15 protein-coding genes and 1 other annotated feature are annotated in these 16,041 nt (G+C 50.1%); of the genes, 8 read left to right on the top strand and 7 right to left on the bottom strand.

Translation table 11 applies throughout. The features are described 5' to 3' along the window. Window positions 1-98: 98 nt before the first annotated feature. Together BZG73_RS00790 and BZG73_RS00785 are read left to right on the top strand one after the other, a co-directional pair. Window positions 99-521 (top strand): DUF3293 domain-containing protein, encoded by a 423-nt coding sequence (locus BZG73_RS00790; RefSeq protein WP_077667339.1) that lies wholly within the window; start codon window positions 99-101, stop codon window positions 519-521. Between the two features lie 33 nt (window positions 522-554). Then, entirely contained in the window at window positions 555-1,037 is a 483-nt protein-coding gene (locus tag BZG73_RS00785; RefSeq protein ID WP_077667338.1) for a putative 4-hydroxy-4-methyl-2-oxoglutarate aldolase, read from the top strand. A gap of 13 nt (window positions 1,038-1,050) precedes the next feature. Here the strand turns inward: BZG73_RS00785 and BZG73_RS00780 are convergent, their stop codons facing one another. Together BZG73_RS00780 and aceK are read right to left on the bottom strand one after the other, a co-directional pair. Further along, window positions 1,051-1,524, bottom strand: coding sequence for a hypothetical protein (locus BZG73_RS00780; RefSeq protein ID WP_077666507.1), 474 nt, complete (start codon window positions 1,522-1,524; stop codon window positions 1,051-1,053). 233 nt (window positions 1,525-1,757) lie between these two features. Further along, entirely contained in the window at window positions 1,758-3,497 is a 1,740-nt protein-coding gene (gene aceK / locus BZG73_RS00775) for a bifunctional isocitrate dehydrogenase kinase/phosphatase (protein WP_077667337.1), read from the bottom strand. A 165-nt stretch (window positions 3,498-3,662) separates the two neighbouring features. Continuing rightward, window positions 3,663-3,779 (top strand) — a sequence feature (Thr leader region). Window positions 3,780-3,803: 24 nt separating this feature from the next. On the opposite strand from aceK, the gene thrA reads away from it, so the two are divergent. The 3 genes from thrA to thrC are packed head-to-tail and all read left to right on the top strand — an operon-like array spanning window position 3,804 to window position 8,505. Beyond that, on the top strand, window positions 3,804-6,263 hold the full coding sequence (gene thrA / locus BZG73_RS00770) for a bifunctional aspartate kinase/homoserine dehydrogenase I (protein WP_077667336.1): 2,460 nt from the start codon (window positions 3,804-3,806) through the stop codon (window positions 6,261-6,263). A 2-nt stretch (window positions 6,264-6,265) separates the two neighbouring features. Beyond that, the gene (gene thrB / locus BZG73_RS00765) at window positions 6,266-7,225 is read left to right on the top strand and encodes a homoserine kinase (RefSeq protein WP_077578954.1); all 960 of its coding nucleotides are present in this window, start codon (window positions 6,266-6,268) and stop codon (window positions 7,223-7,225) included. Beyond that, a complete protein-coding gene (gene thrC, locus BZG73_RS00760) occupies window positions 7,222-8,505 on the top strand; it encodes a threonine synthase (protein WP_077667335.1) in 1,284 nt (427 codons plus the stop codon). Before thrB ends, thrC begins: the two co-directional genes overlap by 4 nt. A 94-nt stretch (window positions 8,506-8,599) precedes the next feature. Here the strand turns inward: thrC and grcA are convergent, their stop codons facing one another. Beyond that, complete coding sequence (gene grcA, locus BZG73_RS00755) at window positions 8,600-8,977, bottom strand: autonomous glycyl radical cofactor GrcA (RefSeq protein WP_077667334.1); 378 nt, start codon at window positions 8,975-8,977, stop codon at window positions 8,600-8,602. Window positions 8,978-9,574: 597 nt separating this feature from the next. Here grcA and ung point away from each other — a divergent pair. Beyond that, window positions 9,575-10,258: a uracil-DNA glycosylase gene (ung, locus tag BZG73_RS00750; RefSeq protein ID WP_046074060.1), complete on the top strand. Its 684-nt coding sequence runs from the start codon at window positions 9,575-9,577 to the stop codon at window positions 10,256-10,258. Between the two features lie 73 nt (window positions 10,259-10,331). Here the strand turns inward: ung and BZG73_RS00745 are convergent, their stop codons facing one another. Next, window positions 10,332-10,511, bottom strand: a complete 180-nt coding sequence (locus BZG73_RS00745; protein ID WP_046074061.1) for a DUF3545 family protein — start codon at window positions 10,509-10,511, stop codon at window positions 10,332-10,334. 243 nt (window positions 10,512-10,754) lie between these two features. Here BZG73_RS00745 and BZG73_RS00740 point away from each other — a divergent pair, with 243 nt between their 5' ends. After that, window positions 10,755-12,179: an alanine/glycine:cation symporter family protein gene (locus BZG73_RS00740; RefSeq protein WP_077578952.1), complete on the top strand. Its 1,425-nt coding sequence runs from the start codon at window positions 10,755-10,757 to the stop codon at window positions 12,177-12,179. Window positions 12,180-12,273: 94 nt separating this feature from the next. Then, on the top strand, window positions 12,274-13,047 hold the full coding sequence (gene yaaA, locus BZG73_RS00735; RefSeq protein WP_077667333.1) for a peroxide stress protein YaaA: 774 nt from the start codon (window positions 12,274-12,276) through the stop codon (window positions 13,045-13,047). Between the two features lie 71 nt (window positions 13,048-13,118). On the opposite strand, the gene serA is transcribed toward yaaA, so the two are convergent. The 3 genes from serA to BZG73_RS00715 form a co-directional block, all read right to left on the bottom strand. After that, window positions 13,119-14,351, bottom strand: a complete 1,233-nt coding sequence (gene serA / locus BZG73_RS00730; protein WP_077667332.1) for a phosphoglycerate dehydrogenase — start codon at window positions 14,349-14,351, stop codon at window positions 13,119-13,121. 353 nt (window positions 14,352-14,704) lie between these two features. Then, window positions 14,705-15,364, bottom strand: coding sequence for a ribose-5-phosphate isomerase RpiA (gene rpiA, locus BZG73_RS00720; protein WP_046074066.1), 660 nt, complete (start codon window positions 15,362-15,364; stop codon window positions 14,705-14,707). Between the two features lie 56 nt (window positions 15,365-15,420). Then, the gene (locus tag BZG73_RS00715) at window positions 15,421-16,020 is read right to left on the bottom strand and encodes a 5-formyltetrahydrofolate cyclo-ligase (protein WP_077667330.1); all 600 of its coding nucleotides are present in this window, start codon (window positions 16,018-16,020) and stop codon (window positions 15,421-15,423) included. Between the last annotated feature and the right edge of the window lie 21 nt (window positions 16,021-16,041).

Here is a 16,041-nt window from a genome sequence, read left to right as displayed (position 1 = left end):
GTTAAATGTCAGTTAGCGACGCGTTTTAACTTAACTTTCTGAATAATGACGCATAATTAGTCACTAAGCATAGTATGCGTTACGAGTAGGTGTAAACAATGTGTGATCCTGATAACCAGCAAGAATTGTGGAAAACTTACCAATCGATCGCGTTTCACGCTCCTCAAGCGCCAGATGCCGAAGCATTTGCTATTCTTACCGCATTTAATCCGCGTAGCCAACCTTTATCTGAGAAAGAGAATCAATCGCGTAATGCTCAGCTTGAAAGTGCAATGACACAACAAGGGATACGCTATTGGCCAATGAATGGTGGGGCGCCGGATGGGAGTTGGTATGAGCCGGGTTTTGCGGTTGCTTTGGATAAGCACGAAGCCATGTTATTGGCGCAACAATGGCAACAAAATGCCATCTATTGGGTAGAGAATGATAGTTTATGGTTGTTGCCTGTTTTGATGGATGCGTTCACACCGCAATCACTGAACGTGCGTTTTTCATCCTTGTTTACGGCAGCCACTCGCTAACTCTTTCCCTCAACGAAAAAGGAGAAAGGCATCATGGACGATAAATTGCCGGACTTATGTGACAGCCACCCGGAGGCGGTGCAATGGATCCCACTGCAGTGGCAGAACTATGGCGCTCATTGCTGCTTTGAAGGCCGAGTTCGTACAGTACGTTGCTATCACGATAATTCCAAAGTGAAGGCGATGCTGGCTACCCCAGGTGAGGGCCAGGTGCTGGTGGTGGATGGTTCTGGTGCAATGGATAGAGCCTTGCTGGGCGATCTTATCGCACAAAGCGCTGTTGATAATGGGTGGGCAGGCGTCGTCATCGTTGGGCCGGTTCGCGATGCGGCGACGCTAGCGACCTTGCCGATCGGTATTAAGGCTCTGGGTGTCTGTCCGATTAAAACGCAAAAACGCGATCAGGGCGATGTGGATGTCGCGTTAGCGTTAAACGGCGTGTCTGTGAGAGCAGGTGATTATCTGTATGCCGATCAAAATGGCGTGATTGTGTGTGCAGAGCCACTGGTCAGTTAATCTGGGCGGCGGGTTAAAAGTGCAATCCAACCCCGAGTTGATAAATCGATTCGGGGGAGGTTTCGGGACGAAACTCGACATCTAGCCCGGCATTCACATCAATCGACTCACTCAACTGGTAGCGACTGCTGACGCCCCACTGATCGATCAGGGTATCGTCATTATCGCGGCTAATTTGGCTCGAAAGACGCAGCTTGTCGGTAAAACGGTACTCAATCCCGCTTAACAACCCTTGTTGCGTGGTGTGTTGGTCGTTTTCGCTTTTCAGTTGCGTGCCCATATAAACAGATACATTACTGAGTGGGTAACGATAGCCTGACTGAATGGTCCAACTGTCAAAACCTTGTGTGGCCGATGGGATAGACTGAATAAAGAAGTGATCAGCTGTCCCAGCTGGCAGCGTTTGCCAAGTTAACGGTTGGCCCCACGCAGGCGCTGCCACAGCTTGTAAGACGAGGGTCAACAGTCCTAGTTGTTTTATACTCAAATCCTGTGCCTCATTGTTCTTTTTAGGCTTAGCTCAGTCTTAGAAGACGCTGATGCGTTGCGATCAGTGTAGACAAAAAATAGATACTACTGCCGAATTTTGTCTCTCTCCTCATGCGTGCCGATAACGGTCGATAGACTAAACTGCCAATATATTGACGATTTGCCACTTTATTGGCGCACAAAGGCGGTAAATCGCCAGTGTGCGGTTAACACATGATGACTGAGCAAATATTAGGCCGTTTTTGGTGAGAGCGTCGCGTGTCCTAACCGGTTTTCTTCACTGTAGGGACGCACATCATGAAAATGCCCGGCCTTTACCTGGCTTTGCAGTTGCTGCCAATAACCAGCTTCAAACAGCTCTGGGTGGAGGCGATCAAACTCGTCGGCAACGGTACGATTAACCAGTAAAAATGTGCGAAATTCTTCTGGGAATACGTCATTGTCGCCCACGCTGTACCAAGGCTCTGCAGCCAGTTCATCTTCTGGGTAGCGAGGTGGCGGAATATGGCGAAAGTTTACCTCAGTGAGATACGCTATCTCATCGTAATCATAGAAAATGACCCGATTGTGACGACTGACCCCAAAGTTTTTAAACAGCATATCGCCGGCAAAGATGTTGGCGGCGGCTAATTCTTTGAGTGCATCGCCATATTCTTGTACGGCTTGGGTGATCGCGTCCGGCTCGGCTTTTTCGAGATAAATATTTAACGGGATCATGCGCCTTTCCATGTAGAGATGGCGAATGCGCACTTCGTTGTCGGTGACGTTAACGCAGGAGGGGGCAACCTCGAGGAGTTCATCAATTAAGGCGTCACTAAAGCGGTCACGGGGAAAAATAAAGTTACGGTATTCTTGGGTATCGGCCATGCGTCCAACCCGATCGTGTTCTTTAACCAGGCGGTACTTTTCCCTTACTTGGGCGTGGGTCATTTGCTTTTGCGGGGCAAACTTGTCTTTGATGATCTTAAACACAAACCCATAGGAAGGCAGAGTAAATACCGACATCACCATTCCTTTGACCCCAGGCGCGATATCAAACAAGTCATCCGAGTTATCCAGGTGGTAAAGAAACTCACGGTATAGCTCGGTTTTTCCGTGCTTCTGGCAACCAATCGCGGTGTAGAGCTCAGCGGGCGTTTTGTTGGGCATCAGCTGGTTAAGGAAGTCCACCAACGCCGCCGGCACAGGGGCGTAGACCATGAAGTACGAGCGGGCAAAACCAAACACGATGCTGACATCATCACTGTCGGTAATACAGGCGTCTATGTATAGCTCCCCTTGCTCGGAGATCGCGAGCGGCAGCACCAAAGGCCGGCGCTGGTTAGCCATATCGAGTCGGCCGATAAGGTAAGCGCCTTTATTACGGAAAAAAGGCTGACGAACCATTTCGAGGGTAAAGCTCATGGTAAGTTGCGGGCCAAACCGCGCTTGGAGTATTTGTGTCACACGTTTGAGATCGCCGCTTTTATCCCGCCAAGGTAGGGTAAACGGGGTGCTATCGAGCATCCGCTCTAAGGTGGCGTAAATGCCGGCTTGCGATTGGAAGCGTCTTAATAAAGGGGTTGGATATTTGGGGATCCGCCCCCCTTGGGAGCTTTGCACGAACAGCTTATCGCGACGGATATTGCGGTGTTCAAAGATCCGGCAATACACAGAGTTAAAGAAACTCTCAGCGATATCGTAACGCGGGTAATCATCAAGCAAGGTGACATAAGCCGCTTTGACTGCCATCAAAAAGGAGCGTGTGGCGTGCGCTTTGCCGAGCATGGCTCCTAGTTGTTGACTGACCAAACCAACATGATGGTCGTAGAACTGGATACGCGTTTTAAGCGCTTGTTGAACACTTTTCCAGTCTTGTTGCTCAAAGCGCTCCTGCGCACCGGAGGTGACATCGAGAAACCGGCCATACATAGCATCCGAGCCTTGTAGTATGGTATTGGCGACTAACTGGGCCATCGCTTCTTGGGTCATTCGCGCTCCTTGCGATCTGGTTGCTCCCTTGTTCAAGCTCGCAGAGTTTTGTTGAAAAAGCAATCAGGATCACTTTTTTGTTGACCTAAGCAACATGATTCGATACACCTAGAGAGAATCAAACAAAACAAATGATATACGCAACACACATGCAACTAACGATCAGCACCCAGACCACCACAACCACCATTATTATTACTGGCACATCATGTGTTGGTGCGGGCTGATACGCACAGAATTTCCAAAAAAGCCCGTACCTTCCCAGGTACGGGCTTTTTTTTATCTTAAAAGAGAGGTCCCAAACGGATGCGAGTTTTAAAATTTGGTGGCACGTCGCTGGCCGATGCTGAGCGCTTCAGTCGCGCTGCCGATATCATTGTCAGTAACCAGGGGCAGAGCGAGGTGTCTGCCGTGTTATCCGCCCCAGCGAAGGTGACAAACATCCTCGTTTCAGTGGTTGAGAACACGGTCAAACATGGTGAAGCGGAATTGCCGCTTAAAGAGCTAGAGCAGCTTTTCGTCGGCTTGTTTCATGGCCTAGCTGAGCGTCAACCCAACCTCGATACCCAGCCACTTTTCGATAAATTAACACGCAGTCTCGGCCAGCTTCGCCAATATGTGCATGGCATGAGCTTATTGGGCTTATGCCCAGATAGCACCTACGCACGTGTCGTCAGTAAAGGTGAGCGTTTGTCGGTCGCAGCGATGCATGCACTACTCGAGGCGCGTGGGTATGCAGTGTTCGATATTGACCCGGTGGAATACTTTGCCGCGTCGGGCAGTCACTTAAGTGCTGAAGTCGACATCGAAGTCTCATCGCAACGCTTCAAACAATCGCCCATCCCGGCGAAACACATTGGTCTAATGCCAGGGTTTATGGCGGGGAATGAAAATGGCGAGCTGGTGACCCTAGGACGGAATGGCTCAGACTACTCTGCCGCGGTACTCGCAGCGTGTGTACGTGCCGAGTGTTGCGAGATTTGGACAGATGTCGATGGGGTGTACAACTGTGACCCTCGCCTCGTACCGGATGCGCGCTTGCTCAAATCGCTGAGCTATCAAGAAGCGATGGAGCTGTCTTACTTTGGCGCGAAAGTGTTACACCCCAAAACCATCGCACCGATTGCGCGCTTTCATATCCCTTGTTTGATTAAAAACGCGGCGAACCCGCAAGCAGGAGGCACCTTAATTGGTGAGGATAGCGGGGAGGACAAGCTTGCGATTAAGGGCATCACCACCTTAAGCGATTTGAGCATGGTCAACCTATCAGGCCCTGGTATGAAAGGCATGGTAGGGATGGCATCACGCGTATTTGGTGCGATGTCATCGGCGGGGGTGTCGATTGTGTTGATTACTCAATCCTCTTCTGAGTACAGCATCAGTTTTTGTATTCAAAGCCAGGACAAAGAAAAAGCCGACAAGGTGCTGAGTAACCATTTTGAGCTTGAATTGAAAGATGGTCTGCTCGAGCCTGTCGAGTTTATGGATAATTTGTCGATTGTCTCTTTGGTGGGCGATGGCATGCGCACGTCGAAAGGTGTTGCCTCGCGCTTTTTCACCTCGTTGGCAGAAGTCAATGTTAATATCGTTGCGATTGCTCAAGGTTCATCGGAACGCGCTATTTCTGCGGTGGTGCCTTCAGAGCGAGTCTCTGAGGCGGTTAAAGCCTGTCATGAGAACTTATTTAATAGCCAGCATCATTTGGATGTGTTTATCGTCGGTGTCGGTGGTGTGGGGGGTGAGCTGATTGAGCAAATCCGCCGCCAACAAGCCAAGCTCCAGCAACAAGGCATTGTGATGCGGGTCTGTGGCTTAGCGAACAGCAAAGGGATGTGGCTTAACAGCCAAGGCATTGATCTAAATAGCTGGCGTGATGAACTCCCCAACCACCTGTCTACGTTCAGCTTAGCGGGGATGATCCAGCTAGTTCAGCGTAATCATATCATTAACCCTGTGTTGATCGATTGCACCGCTGATCAACAGGTCGCCGATCAATATGCTGATTTCTTGCGTGCAGGCTTTCACGTGATTACCCCTAATAAGAAAGCCAATACCAGCAGCATGGCTTACTATCACCAGTTGCGTCAGGCGGCCCGCGCGACGCACCGCAAATTTATGTATGAGACCACAGTGGGCGCAGGCCTGCCGGTGATTGAAAACCTGCAAAACTTGATTGCGGCAGGGGATGAGCTGTCACGCTTTTCTGGGATCTTATCGGGATCGCTTTCCCACATTTTCGGCAAGTTAGATGACGGCGCCAGCTTTAGTGAGGCGACCAAGGTCGCGCGTGAAAACGGTTTTACTGAGCCGGATCCGCGTGACGATCTATCGGGCATGGACGTGGCACGTAAGCTGTTGATTCTGGCACGTGAAGCTGGCATGGAGCTTGAGCTTGATGATGTTGAGGTCGAACCTGCGCTTCCGCCTGGCTTTGATCAGTCCGGTGATGTGGAAACCTTTATGGCGCGTTTGCCGCAAGCCGATGAATATTTTAAACAATGGTCCGAGGCTGCCGCCAAAGAAGGCAAAGTATTGCGCTATATTGGTGGTATCGAAGAAGGACGCTGTTTCGTCAAAATCCAAGCGGTATCTGACGATGACCCCATGAACAAAATCAAAGAGGGTGAGAACGCATTGGCTTTTTATAGCCGGTACTATCAGCCGATTCCTTTGGTGCTGCGAGGCTATGGCGCGGGAACCGCAGTGACCGCCGCCGGGGTGTTTGCGGACTTAATGCGTACACTGGGTTGGAAGTTAGGAGTCTAGTTATGGCAGTCCGTGTTTATGCACCTGCATCGATTGGTAATGTCAGTGTGGGATTCGATGTCTTAGGGGCAGCGGTGAGTCCTGTCGACGGTAGTTTACTGGGCGATGTGGTGGAAGTGGCAGACGGTGGAAACCACGCTTTTTCATTGCGCTGCCAAGGCCGCTTTATCGATAAGCTACCCGCTAATCAGCAGGATAATATCGTTTATCAGGCGTACTTGGCCTATGCCGAGGCGCTTAAAAGCCATGACTTGGCGGTGAAACCCGTTGCCATGGTGCTTGAAAAGAATATGCCTATTGGGTCAGGACTTGGCTCCAGTGCATGCTCGATTGTCGCCGCGCTCGATGCGTTGAATCGCTTTCATGACCATGCGCTCGATGAGACTCGCATGTTAGCGCTGATGGGAGAAATGGAAGCGTCCATCTCCGGTAGCTTACATTATGACAATGTCGCGCCTTGTTATCTTGGTGGCGTGCAGCTCATGCTGGAAAGCCAAGGGGTGATCAGTCAAGCGGTACCACACTTTGAAAACTGGTATTGGGTGATGGCGTATCCGGGCATCAAGGTGTCGACGGCAGAAGCACGCACCATCTTGCCCGCCCAGTATCGCCGGCAAGATGTGATCGCCCATGGGCGCTATCTCGGCGGCTTTATTCATGCGTGTCACACGCAACAGCCTAAGCTCGCGGCGAGTTTAATTTGCGATGTGATTGCTGAACCGTACCGACAAAAACTGCTGCCGGGGTTTGTTGAAGCGCGCGAGTATGCCGCCAGTTGTGGCGCATTGGCGACGGGGATTTCCGGTTCAGGGCCAACCCTATTTAGCATTTGTGACGATAGACAGGTGGCAGAGCGTGTCGCGCAATGGTTACGCGAGCACTATATACAAAATGATGATGGCTTTGTTCATGTATGTCGCATTGATGGACAGGGCGCGAAAGAAATAGGAAGTCAGGCATGAAGCTTTATAACATCAAAGATCACAGTGAAACCGTGTCATTCTCTCAGGCGGTCCAGCAAGGTTTAGGTCGTGGCCAAGGGCTCTTTTTTCCCGAGAGCTTGCCCCACTTCGACGACATCGAGGCATTACTGGCCATGCCTTTGGTGGCGCGCAGTAGCGAAATTTTATCTGCATTAATTGGCGATGAGCTGCCTAAACAGCAAGTGAGTGAACTGGTTAAAAACGCATTTAGCTTTGCCGCACCGCTTACCCAGGTGAAAGATAATATTCACGCGCTAGAGCTTTTCCATGGCCCGACGCTCGCCTTTAAAGACTTTGGTGGCCGTTTTATGGCGCAGTCGCTGGCAGCGGTCTCTGATGGCAAAAAGATCACCATCCTCACGGCAACATCTGGGGATACCGGGGCGGCTGTTGCCCATGCGTTCTACGGTATTGATAATATCGATGTCGTCATCTTGTACCCGAAAGGCAAAATCAGCCCGCTGCAGGAAAAACTCTTTTGCACACTCGGCGGCAATATCCATACGGTCGCGATTAATGGCACCTTTGACGATTGTCAAAGCATGGTCAAGCAAGCCTTTGATGATAGCGAGCTTCGTCAGGCCATTGGTCTTAACTCGGCTAACTCCATCAACATTAGCCGCTTAATGGCCCAGATTTGTTACTACTTCGAGGCGGTGGCGCAGCTCCCTCCGCGTAAACGCGATCAGGTGGTGATATCGGTGCCAAGTGGTAACTTTGGTAACCTCACGGCCGGTTTGCTTGCTAAAGCGATGGGGCTGCCGATTAAGCGCTTTATTGCGGGTACCAATGCCAATGACACGGTACCGCGCTATTTGGACTCGGGGGAATGGTCTCCGCAGCAAACGGTCGCCACCTTATCCAATGCCATGGACGTGAGTCAGCCTAACAACTGGCCACGTATCGAAGAGCTTTTCCGCCGAGAGCAGTGGACGTTGAGTGAACTTGCCTCAGGGCGTGCTGACGATGAGGAAACGGCTGAGAGCTTAAAATCGCTCTCTCACGCGGGCTATTTGTGTGAACCGCATGGTGCGATTGCTTACCGTCTGCTGGCTGAGCAGCTTGAACCAGGAGAAGAGGGGATCTTCTTGTGCACCGCCCACCCGGCGAAATTTAAAGAGTCGGTGGATGCCATTTTGGATAAAGATATCCCCCTGCCTGGGCCGCTCGCGAAACACGCGAAAATGACGCTGCTTTCTCGTGAGCAAGAGGCGGATTTCCAAGTGCTACGAGACTACCTATTAGACATTAATGGCTAACGGGTAGAAGCAACGCACTCCAGCCTATGCCTGAAAAAACAGCCCGCGATAGCGGGCTGTTTCAGTGTAAGCGCTCTTGCGAAAAGCAATGCGCTTATAGTGAGCTGGTAAAGGTACGTGTAATGACGTCGCGCTGCTGTTCAGGCGTCAGTGAGTTAAAACGTACCGCATAACCGGAGACGCGAATGGTCAGCTGTGGGTATTTCTCTGGGTGCTTTGCTGCATCTTCCAGCGTTTCACGCTTCAATACGTTGACGTTAAGATGCTGGCCGCCTTCGTTGATCGCTTGTGTCTCGATATTCACCTCGCGGTAATCGAATTCACCCAAAGAAGATAGGGCAACTTCCTGATCCGCTTCAAAGCCTTGTTTAGCACAAACACAACGCGCTTGATCGGTGTCTTTATCAATCAACCAAATAGAATTAACGAGTTCATCATTGGCCGCTGAGGTTACTTGAATACCAGTGATCATGGCCTATCCCCTTTTATGATAGTGACTTTTATGATGTAAGATTTCATCATTTAGAGTGCCTATATATACCCTTTAAAGAGTGGGGTTTTGTTGACCTAAATCAATTTTATCTCATAATTAACATTATGATATTTATCTTATATCAATCTTTTTTGAACTACAGTGAGGACTGTAGCACGGCCGCTTCCGCGCTGCGAGTCTCACGGGGATTTTTTGATTCAAAATGTAGTAATTTAATTACAAGTGAAAGTGGCGTGTGCGCAAACAAGTGTGTGCAAAAAAGAGGCAAATTTGCACCACTTGTGCTCATTGTGTGACTTAGGCTGATCAGCTTATAGGCTAACACCATGACTTTATTGCTTTTATAAAGTTGGCATTAAAATTTCATTGCTAATGATGAATCCACAATGATGAGGAATGCCCCATGATTAAGCCAACCATGACGCGTGCGAGCTTACCGACCCCTAACCGCGCGGTACAAGGCCGCTGTCAGCGTCATTACCACTCACACACCGAACGAACAAAAGATCGTTGCACACACTGATTTTGCCATGCTGCCTCGTTAGAATAGCGCCAATATAATCAAAAGGAGCAACCATGACTCAGGCGCAAACGTGGCAGCAAGTATTGGCTGATGAGAAACAACAAGCGTATTTCCGAGAAACCCTTGCCTATGTAGAACAAGCACGTGCCAAGGGGGTAACGGTTTTTCCTCCGAAGGAAGATGTGTTTAATGCCTTTCGTTACACCGAGTTGGGCGAGGTGAAAGTCGTGATTCTGGGTCAAGATCCTTATCACGGGCCGAACCAAGCGCACGGGCTGTGCTTTTCTGTGCGACCGGGTGTGAAAACACCACCGTCATTGGTCAATATCTACAAGGAGCTTGCCACCGATATTGAAGGCTTTACGCCACCTTCTCACGGTTACTTGAAAAGCTGGGCGGAACAAGGTGTGTTGTTGCTTAATACTGTGCTCACCGTTGAGCAAGGAAAAGCGCACTCACACGCCAAACTGGGTTGGGAAACCTTTACTGATCGTGTCATCGATGCGGTAAACCAGCAGTGCCAAGGCGTGGTGTTCTTATTATGGGGCGCGCACGCCCAGAAAAAAGGTAAAGCGATCGATCGTCAGCGCCACCATGTGCTCACCGCGCCTCACCCGTCACCGCTGTCAGCGCATCGTGGCTTTTTTGGTTGTCAGCACTTTTCACAAACCAATGCGTTGCTTCAGGCGCAAGGGAAGACGCCCATTGATTGGCAGCCTTATCTCGAGGCGGAGTAGGCTCAGTCGCTGAGGAGCGATGAAAAAAAGGTGCTCGGTGAGCACCTTTTAGCAATCCTATGTTGAGGGTGAGTTAATCGAGGTCCAGTTGAGAGAAATCGCCAAAAATATCGATTTCTTCCAATTCTTTTTTTAGCCGCTGTTTGTCTTTCAGCGCTTCAATTTCTCTCCATTTACGTTTGACTGGTTTCGCGCGTCCGTTGCGTTGTGGCTTGTCTTGCTCGAACAGATCGTTAAAGGCAATGTTTTCCATAGTCACCTCTTTTTCACCTTGCGGTCAGATTTTAAATACCACAGCTACCCCTAACGTAAAATTGAAGTATTTCTCATTTGTGGCAGTCCGATGAAGTTTTTATGAGACCGCAATCACTGATTTTTAAAATGAGTGACTGTTGCCCCAGCCGTGATGGGTTTGAATTGACCTAGAAGGTGGTTCACGCGAAGATTGCGCCGCATTGATCATTATCCTTACTTAATCACGACGAGGGACAGTCCATTGAGCCTACTCACTTTTATTAATGATCTGATTTGGGGGTCGGTGCTCATTTATGTGCTCATCGGTGGCGGGATCTTTTTTACCTTAAAATTAGGCGGCATTCAGTTTCGTCACTTTTCTCATATGTTTTCTGTCATGCGTCATAGCCGACGCCGTGAGGGGAGCAGCATTTCCTCTTTCCAGGCCTTGTGTACCGGGCTCGCCGCGCGTGTAGGGACGGGCAACATGGCCGGGGTGGCGGTCGCTCTGTCATTAGGTGGCCCGGGGGCAATCTTTTGGATGTGGCTGATGGCATTTCTCGGCATGGCCACGGCCTTTGCAGAGAGTACGCTGGCGCAAGTGTATAAGGTACGGGATCCGGACGGCTATTTTCGCGGTGGTCCTGCCTATTACATGGAACATGGCCTAGGAATGCGTTGGATGGGGGTACTCTTCTCCCTATTACTGATTTTGGCATTTGGGCTAGTGTTTAATTCGGTTCAAGCCAACTCTATCTCACAAGCGGCACAAGTGGCATTTTCATGGCCACCGGCCTATGTCGGCGCGGGGTTGGTGCTGGTTAGCGGGTTAATCATTTATGGTGGATTACGTCAGATAGCGCGCACGGCAGAAGTGATTGTGCCCGTGATGGCGCTGTTATACTTGTCCTTGTCTTTGTATGTGGTGTTAACCCATCTTGATAAAGTGCCAGCGGTATTTTCTTTGATCATAGAAAGTGCATTCGGTCTCCACGAAGCGGCATCAGGCGCTTTGGGCTACACCTTGGCACAAGGCATGATTCAGGGGATTAAACGCGGATTATTCTCTAACGAAGCAGGCATGGGCTCCGCGCCTAATGCGGCGGCTTCAGCGACGCCTTATCCTCCTCATCCTGTTTCTCAGGGTTACGTGCAAATGCTTGGCGTGTTTGTGGATACCTTGGTGATCTGCACTGCTACCGTGGCGATTATTCTGCTATCAGGTGAGTACATTCCCGGCGGCGAAATCACGGGGGTTGAGTTGACTCAGCGGGCGTTAAGCGCACAAGTTGGGGAATGGGGCGAACAGTTTGTGGCGGTCGCCATTTTCTTTTTCGCTTTTACCTCGATCATTGCCAATTATTCGTATGCAGAAACCAATCTGTTGTTTATCAATCATCGGTGTCGTCCGGCATTGCCGTACTTCCGTGCCTTAGTCTTGGGTATGGTCATGTTTGGGGCGCTGGCGGAACTGCCGCTGGTTTGGACTCTCGCGGATGCGTCTATGGGAATGATGGCGCTGGTAAACATGATTGCGATTTTTTTACTTTCGGGCATCGTCAAGCGGCTGGCAAAGGACTATCACACTCAGCGCTCATTGGGGCGGGTACCTGTGTTCGACAGTCGCCGCTTTCCCGAGCTGCACAGTCAGCTTGACGATAAGGCGTGGCCGCTCCCCAAACGTTAGTCACTGATACGCATGATGTGTGGTGGCGGGCGGTGGTTTTTTTATGCGGGAATGATAGGCTTAGCAAAAGATAAATAACAAAAGGGCGAGCAACATGCTGATAGTGGTTTCTCCTGCAAAAACCTTGGATTATGAAACGCCATTGCCGACAGACCGTTATACTCAACCTCAGCTTACTGAACACTCAGAGGCGTTGATTAAGGTTTGCCGTCAGCTTACACCGGCAGACATTGCCTCGCTTATGAAAGTCAGTGATAAAATCGCCAGTCTTAATGCTGTGCGTTTTTCTGAATGGTCTCCTTCTTTTACCCCAGATAATGCACGACCTGCGGCGCTTGCATTTAAAGGGGATGTGTACACAGGGTTAGATGCCAATTCGATGTCCGAGCAAGATTTTGATTGGGCACAAGATCATTTTCGTATGTTATCAGGCTTGTATGGGCTATTGCGGCCGCTCGATCTGATGCAACCGTACCGGTTGGAAATGGGGACCAAGTTGTCGACACCACGAGGCGACAACTTATATCAGTTCTGGGGCGATATCATCACAGAGGCACTGAATGATGATTTGGCGGCACAGGGCAGTAAGCTATTAGTCAACCTTGCCTCCAATGAATACTTTAAAGCGGTCAACAAGAAGGTGCTTAAAGGCGACATCATCACCCCAGTGTTTAAAGATTATAAAAACGGTCAATATAAGGTGATTAGCTTCTATGCCAAAAAAGCCCGTGGCATGATGGCGCGGTATTTGATTGATAAGCGCGCGAGCTCAGTGGCGGACATTAAAGCGTTTAATGTGGCAGGCTATTACTTTAGTGAAGCCGACTCGAAAGGCAATGAGCTGGTATTTCTGCGCGACGAGCAATAAGCGGCGCCAGTGATAAAACGCGAACAATTCGAAAAAGCCCCAACAGGGGCTTTTTTCATTTCTGGCTCGAATCAGTGCAATATCCGCGCGCGGATGGTGCCTTCGATCGCTTTAAGCTTTTTCAGTGCCTTGTAGGCATGATCACTGTCTTCAACATCAATCACCACATAACCAATTTGCGACGATGTTTGTAAGTACTGTGCGGCGATGTTGACATCTTCGTCGGCAAAGGTGGTGTTGATTTTGGTCAGCACCCCAGGTCGGTTGGCGTGTATATGCAGTAAGCGCGAGCGGCCTTGATGTTCTGGCAATGACACTTCAGGGAAGTTGACGCACGACAGCGTCGAGCCATTGTCAGAATACTTCACCAGCTTACCGGCTACTTCCAGGCCGATGTTTTCCTGTGCTTCTTGGGTTGAGCCACCAATGTGTGGTGTGAGTAACGCATTATCAAACGCTTGTAGCGGAGAGCTAAATGCGTCTTTATTGGTTTTTGGCTCAACGGGGAAAACATCGATTGCCGCCCCAGCCAAATGCTTGCTTTCTAGCGCGCTGCATAAAGCATCGATATCGACCACCGTACCGCGTGAGGCATTAATAAAGATCGCCCCTGGTTTCATGCGGGCAAAGGCCTCAGCATCAATCATGTTCTGCGTGCTTGGCGTCTCGGGGACATGAAGCGAGACAATATCACTGCGATTAAGCAGCTCTGTGAGCGAGTTAACTTGGATGGCGTTCCCTAACGAGAGCTTATTATCAACATCGTAGTAATACACTCGCATCCCCAAGTTTTCTGCCAAGATACTTAGCTGGGTGCCGATGTGGCCATAGCCAATAATGCCGAGCACCTTACCGCGAGCCTCAAAGGAGCGATCAGCGGATTTTTGCCATTCACCGCGATGCGCTTTGGCATTTTTTTCGGGGATCCCGCGCAGGAGCAGTAGGATCTCACCTAAAACCAGCTCTGCGACACTGCGGGTGTTGGAGAAAGGTGCGTTAAAAACGGGGATCCCGCGCTTGGCCGCCGCATCGAGGTCCACTTGATTGGTGCCGATACAAAAACAGCCAACCGCGACCAACTTTTTCGCTTTTGCAAAAACGGCTTCCGTTAACTGGGTGCGAGAGCGTAGTCCCACAAAGTGTGCATCTTGGATAGCTTCTTCGAGATCCTCACCGGTGAGTGAGCCTTTATGGTACTCGATGTTGGTGTATCCGGCCTGCTTGAAGGCTTCAACAGCAGTGGGATGGACGCCTTCGAGTAATAGGATTTTGATTTTATTCTTGTCCAGTGAATAGTGTGACATGCGGGCTGTTCTCTTCCTTAGAAACAATAATGGTAGCAATGTTGCGCCTGAGTGCCGGGGCGCATCGTACCTTATTCCCGYGCACGATGGCGACGAGGAGATGCGGTTGATTGACCTGGTCATTAGGTTGATCTTTTACGTCAAAAGACCGCTGGGCATGCGATGTGCCGGTATCAGAACAGTGACCAAGATAACAAAAATTCACATAAGGGGTAAGAATTATCCGTTCTAGGCCATAAAAAAAGCACCTTAAAAAAGGTGCTTTTAACTTATTGATTACACTTAACGCAAACGTTTGGCTTTTCTGGTTACTCACCACCGCGTATAAGCCTCTGATTTGCGGTATTATGCACTCAATTTGCTACTTTTTTCACACCGGTGTCGGTACCGGTTAACACAATATCTGCGCCGCGATTGGCAAACAGTCCAACGGTGACGACGCCAGGAATGGCATTGATGGCATCTTCTAATCCTTTGGGATCTTGGATTTTCATATTGTGTACGTCGAGGATCACGTTGCCATTGTCCGTGATCACCCCTTGACGGTAACACGGGTCGCCCCCTAGTTTGAGTAATTCACGCGCGACATAAGAGCGTGCCATGGGGATCACTTCAACGGGAAGTGGAAACTCACCCAGTACATCCACATGTTTGGTGTCGTCGATAATACACACAAACTTATCTGCGATCGCCGCGACGATTTTCTCACGCGTCAAGGCAGCACCACCGCCTTTAATCATATGATGACGCGCGTTAATTTCATCCGCACCATCCACATAGATGTCTAAGCTTGCCACTTCATTGGCATCGAGTACCTCAATGCCCAACGCTTTTAGTCGCTCGGTGGAGGCTTCTGAACTAGAGACCGCGCCTTTGATGTGCTCTTTAATGGGCGCAAGGGCATCAATAAAGTAATTAACGGTAGAACCGGTTCCCACGCCGATAATACTGCCCGGCTTGACATATTCCACCGCGGCTTCGCCCGTGGCTTTTTTCTTTTCGTCTTGGGTCATGATAACTCCTGAATCTAGGGGAATGGGCGTGATTATAGCGAAGCCAATAGATGGCGTCAGGGTTTAGGTCGCGAAATACGCGTCGGCCACTGCCAATGTTGGCTGGGGGTCAAAATATGTGGCAAAGGCACATCCCACTGTTCGGTAGGTAACGCTGGCCATTGCTGGCACTCATGAGCGAGCCCAACCGCAACCGCATCAGGGGCACATAAGCCGAGCGTGCGATCGTAATAGCCGCCTCCCATGCCCAGGCGTTGTCCTTTTGCGTCAAACGCCACCAGCGGCGTCGCAATCACGTCCAGCTTTGCAGTTGGGATTAACGCATTGATATTGAGTGTCGGCTCGGCAATACCATAACCATTAACCCGCATTGGGGTGGTCGGGGTGTAGTGAAGAAACAGTAAGTGACCACGGCTAAAGGGATGAATGACGGGCAAGTAGACATTTTTGTTCGCTTTCCAGCACGCCTCAATGACAGGTGTTGTATCTAGCTCGCCATCAAATGAGAGATACAGGGCGATGTCCGTGGCTTGCTCAACATCAGCAAGCGCCGTAAATCGTTTGGCAACCGCGTCTGCGGCGAACGTTTGTTGCTCTGGAGAAAGCTGACGACGTGCTTCGCGAATAGCGTGTCGTATTTGTTGTCTAGGCTGCATAACTGTCCTTGATGCTAGCCG

Origin of the sequence: Salinivibrio siamensis (assembly GCF_001996005.1) — a bacterium.
GTDB classification, from domain to species: Bacteria; Pseudomonadota; Gammaproteobacteria; order Enterobacterales; family Vibrionaceae; genus Salinivibrio; species Salinivibrio siamensis.
Note: the sequence above shows the minus strand (reverse complement) of the source record. Positions and strands in the feature narration are given on the sequence as shown.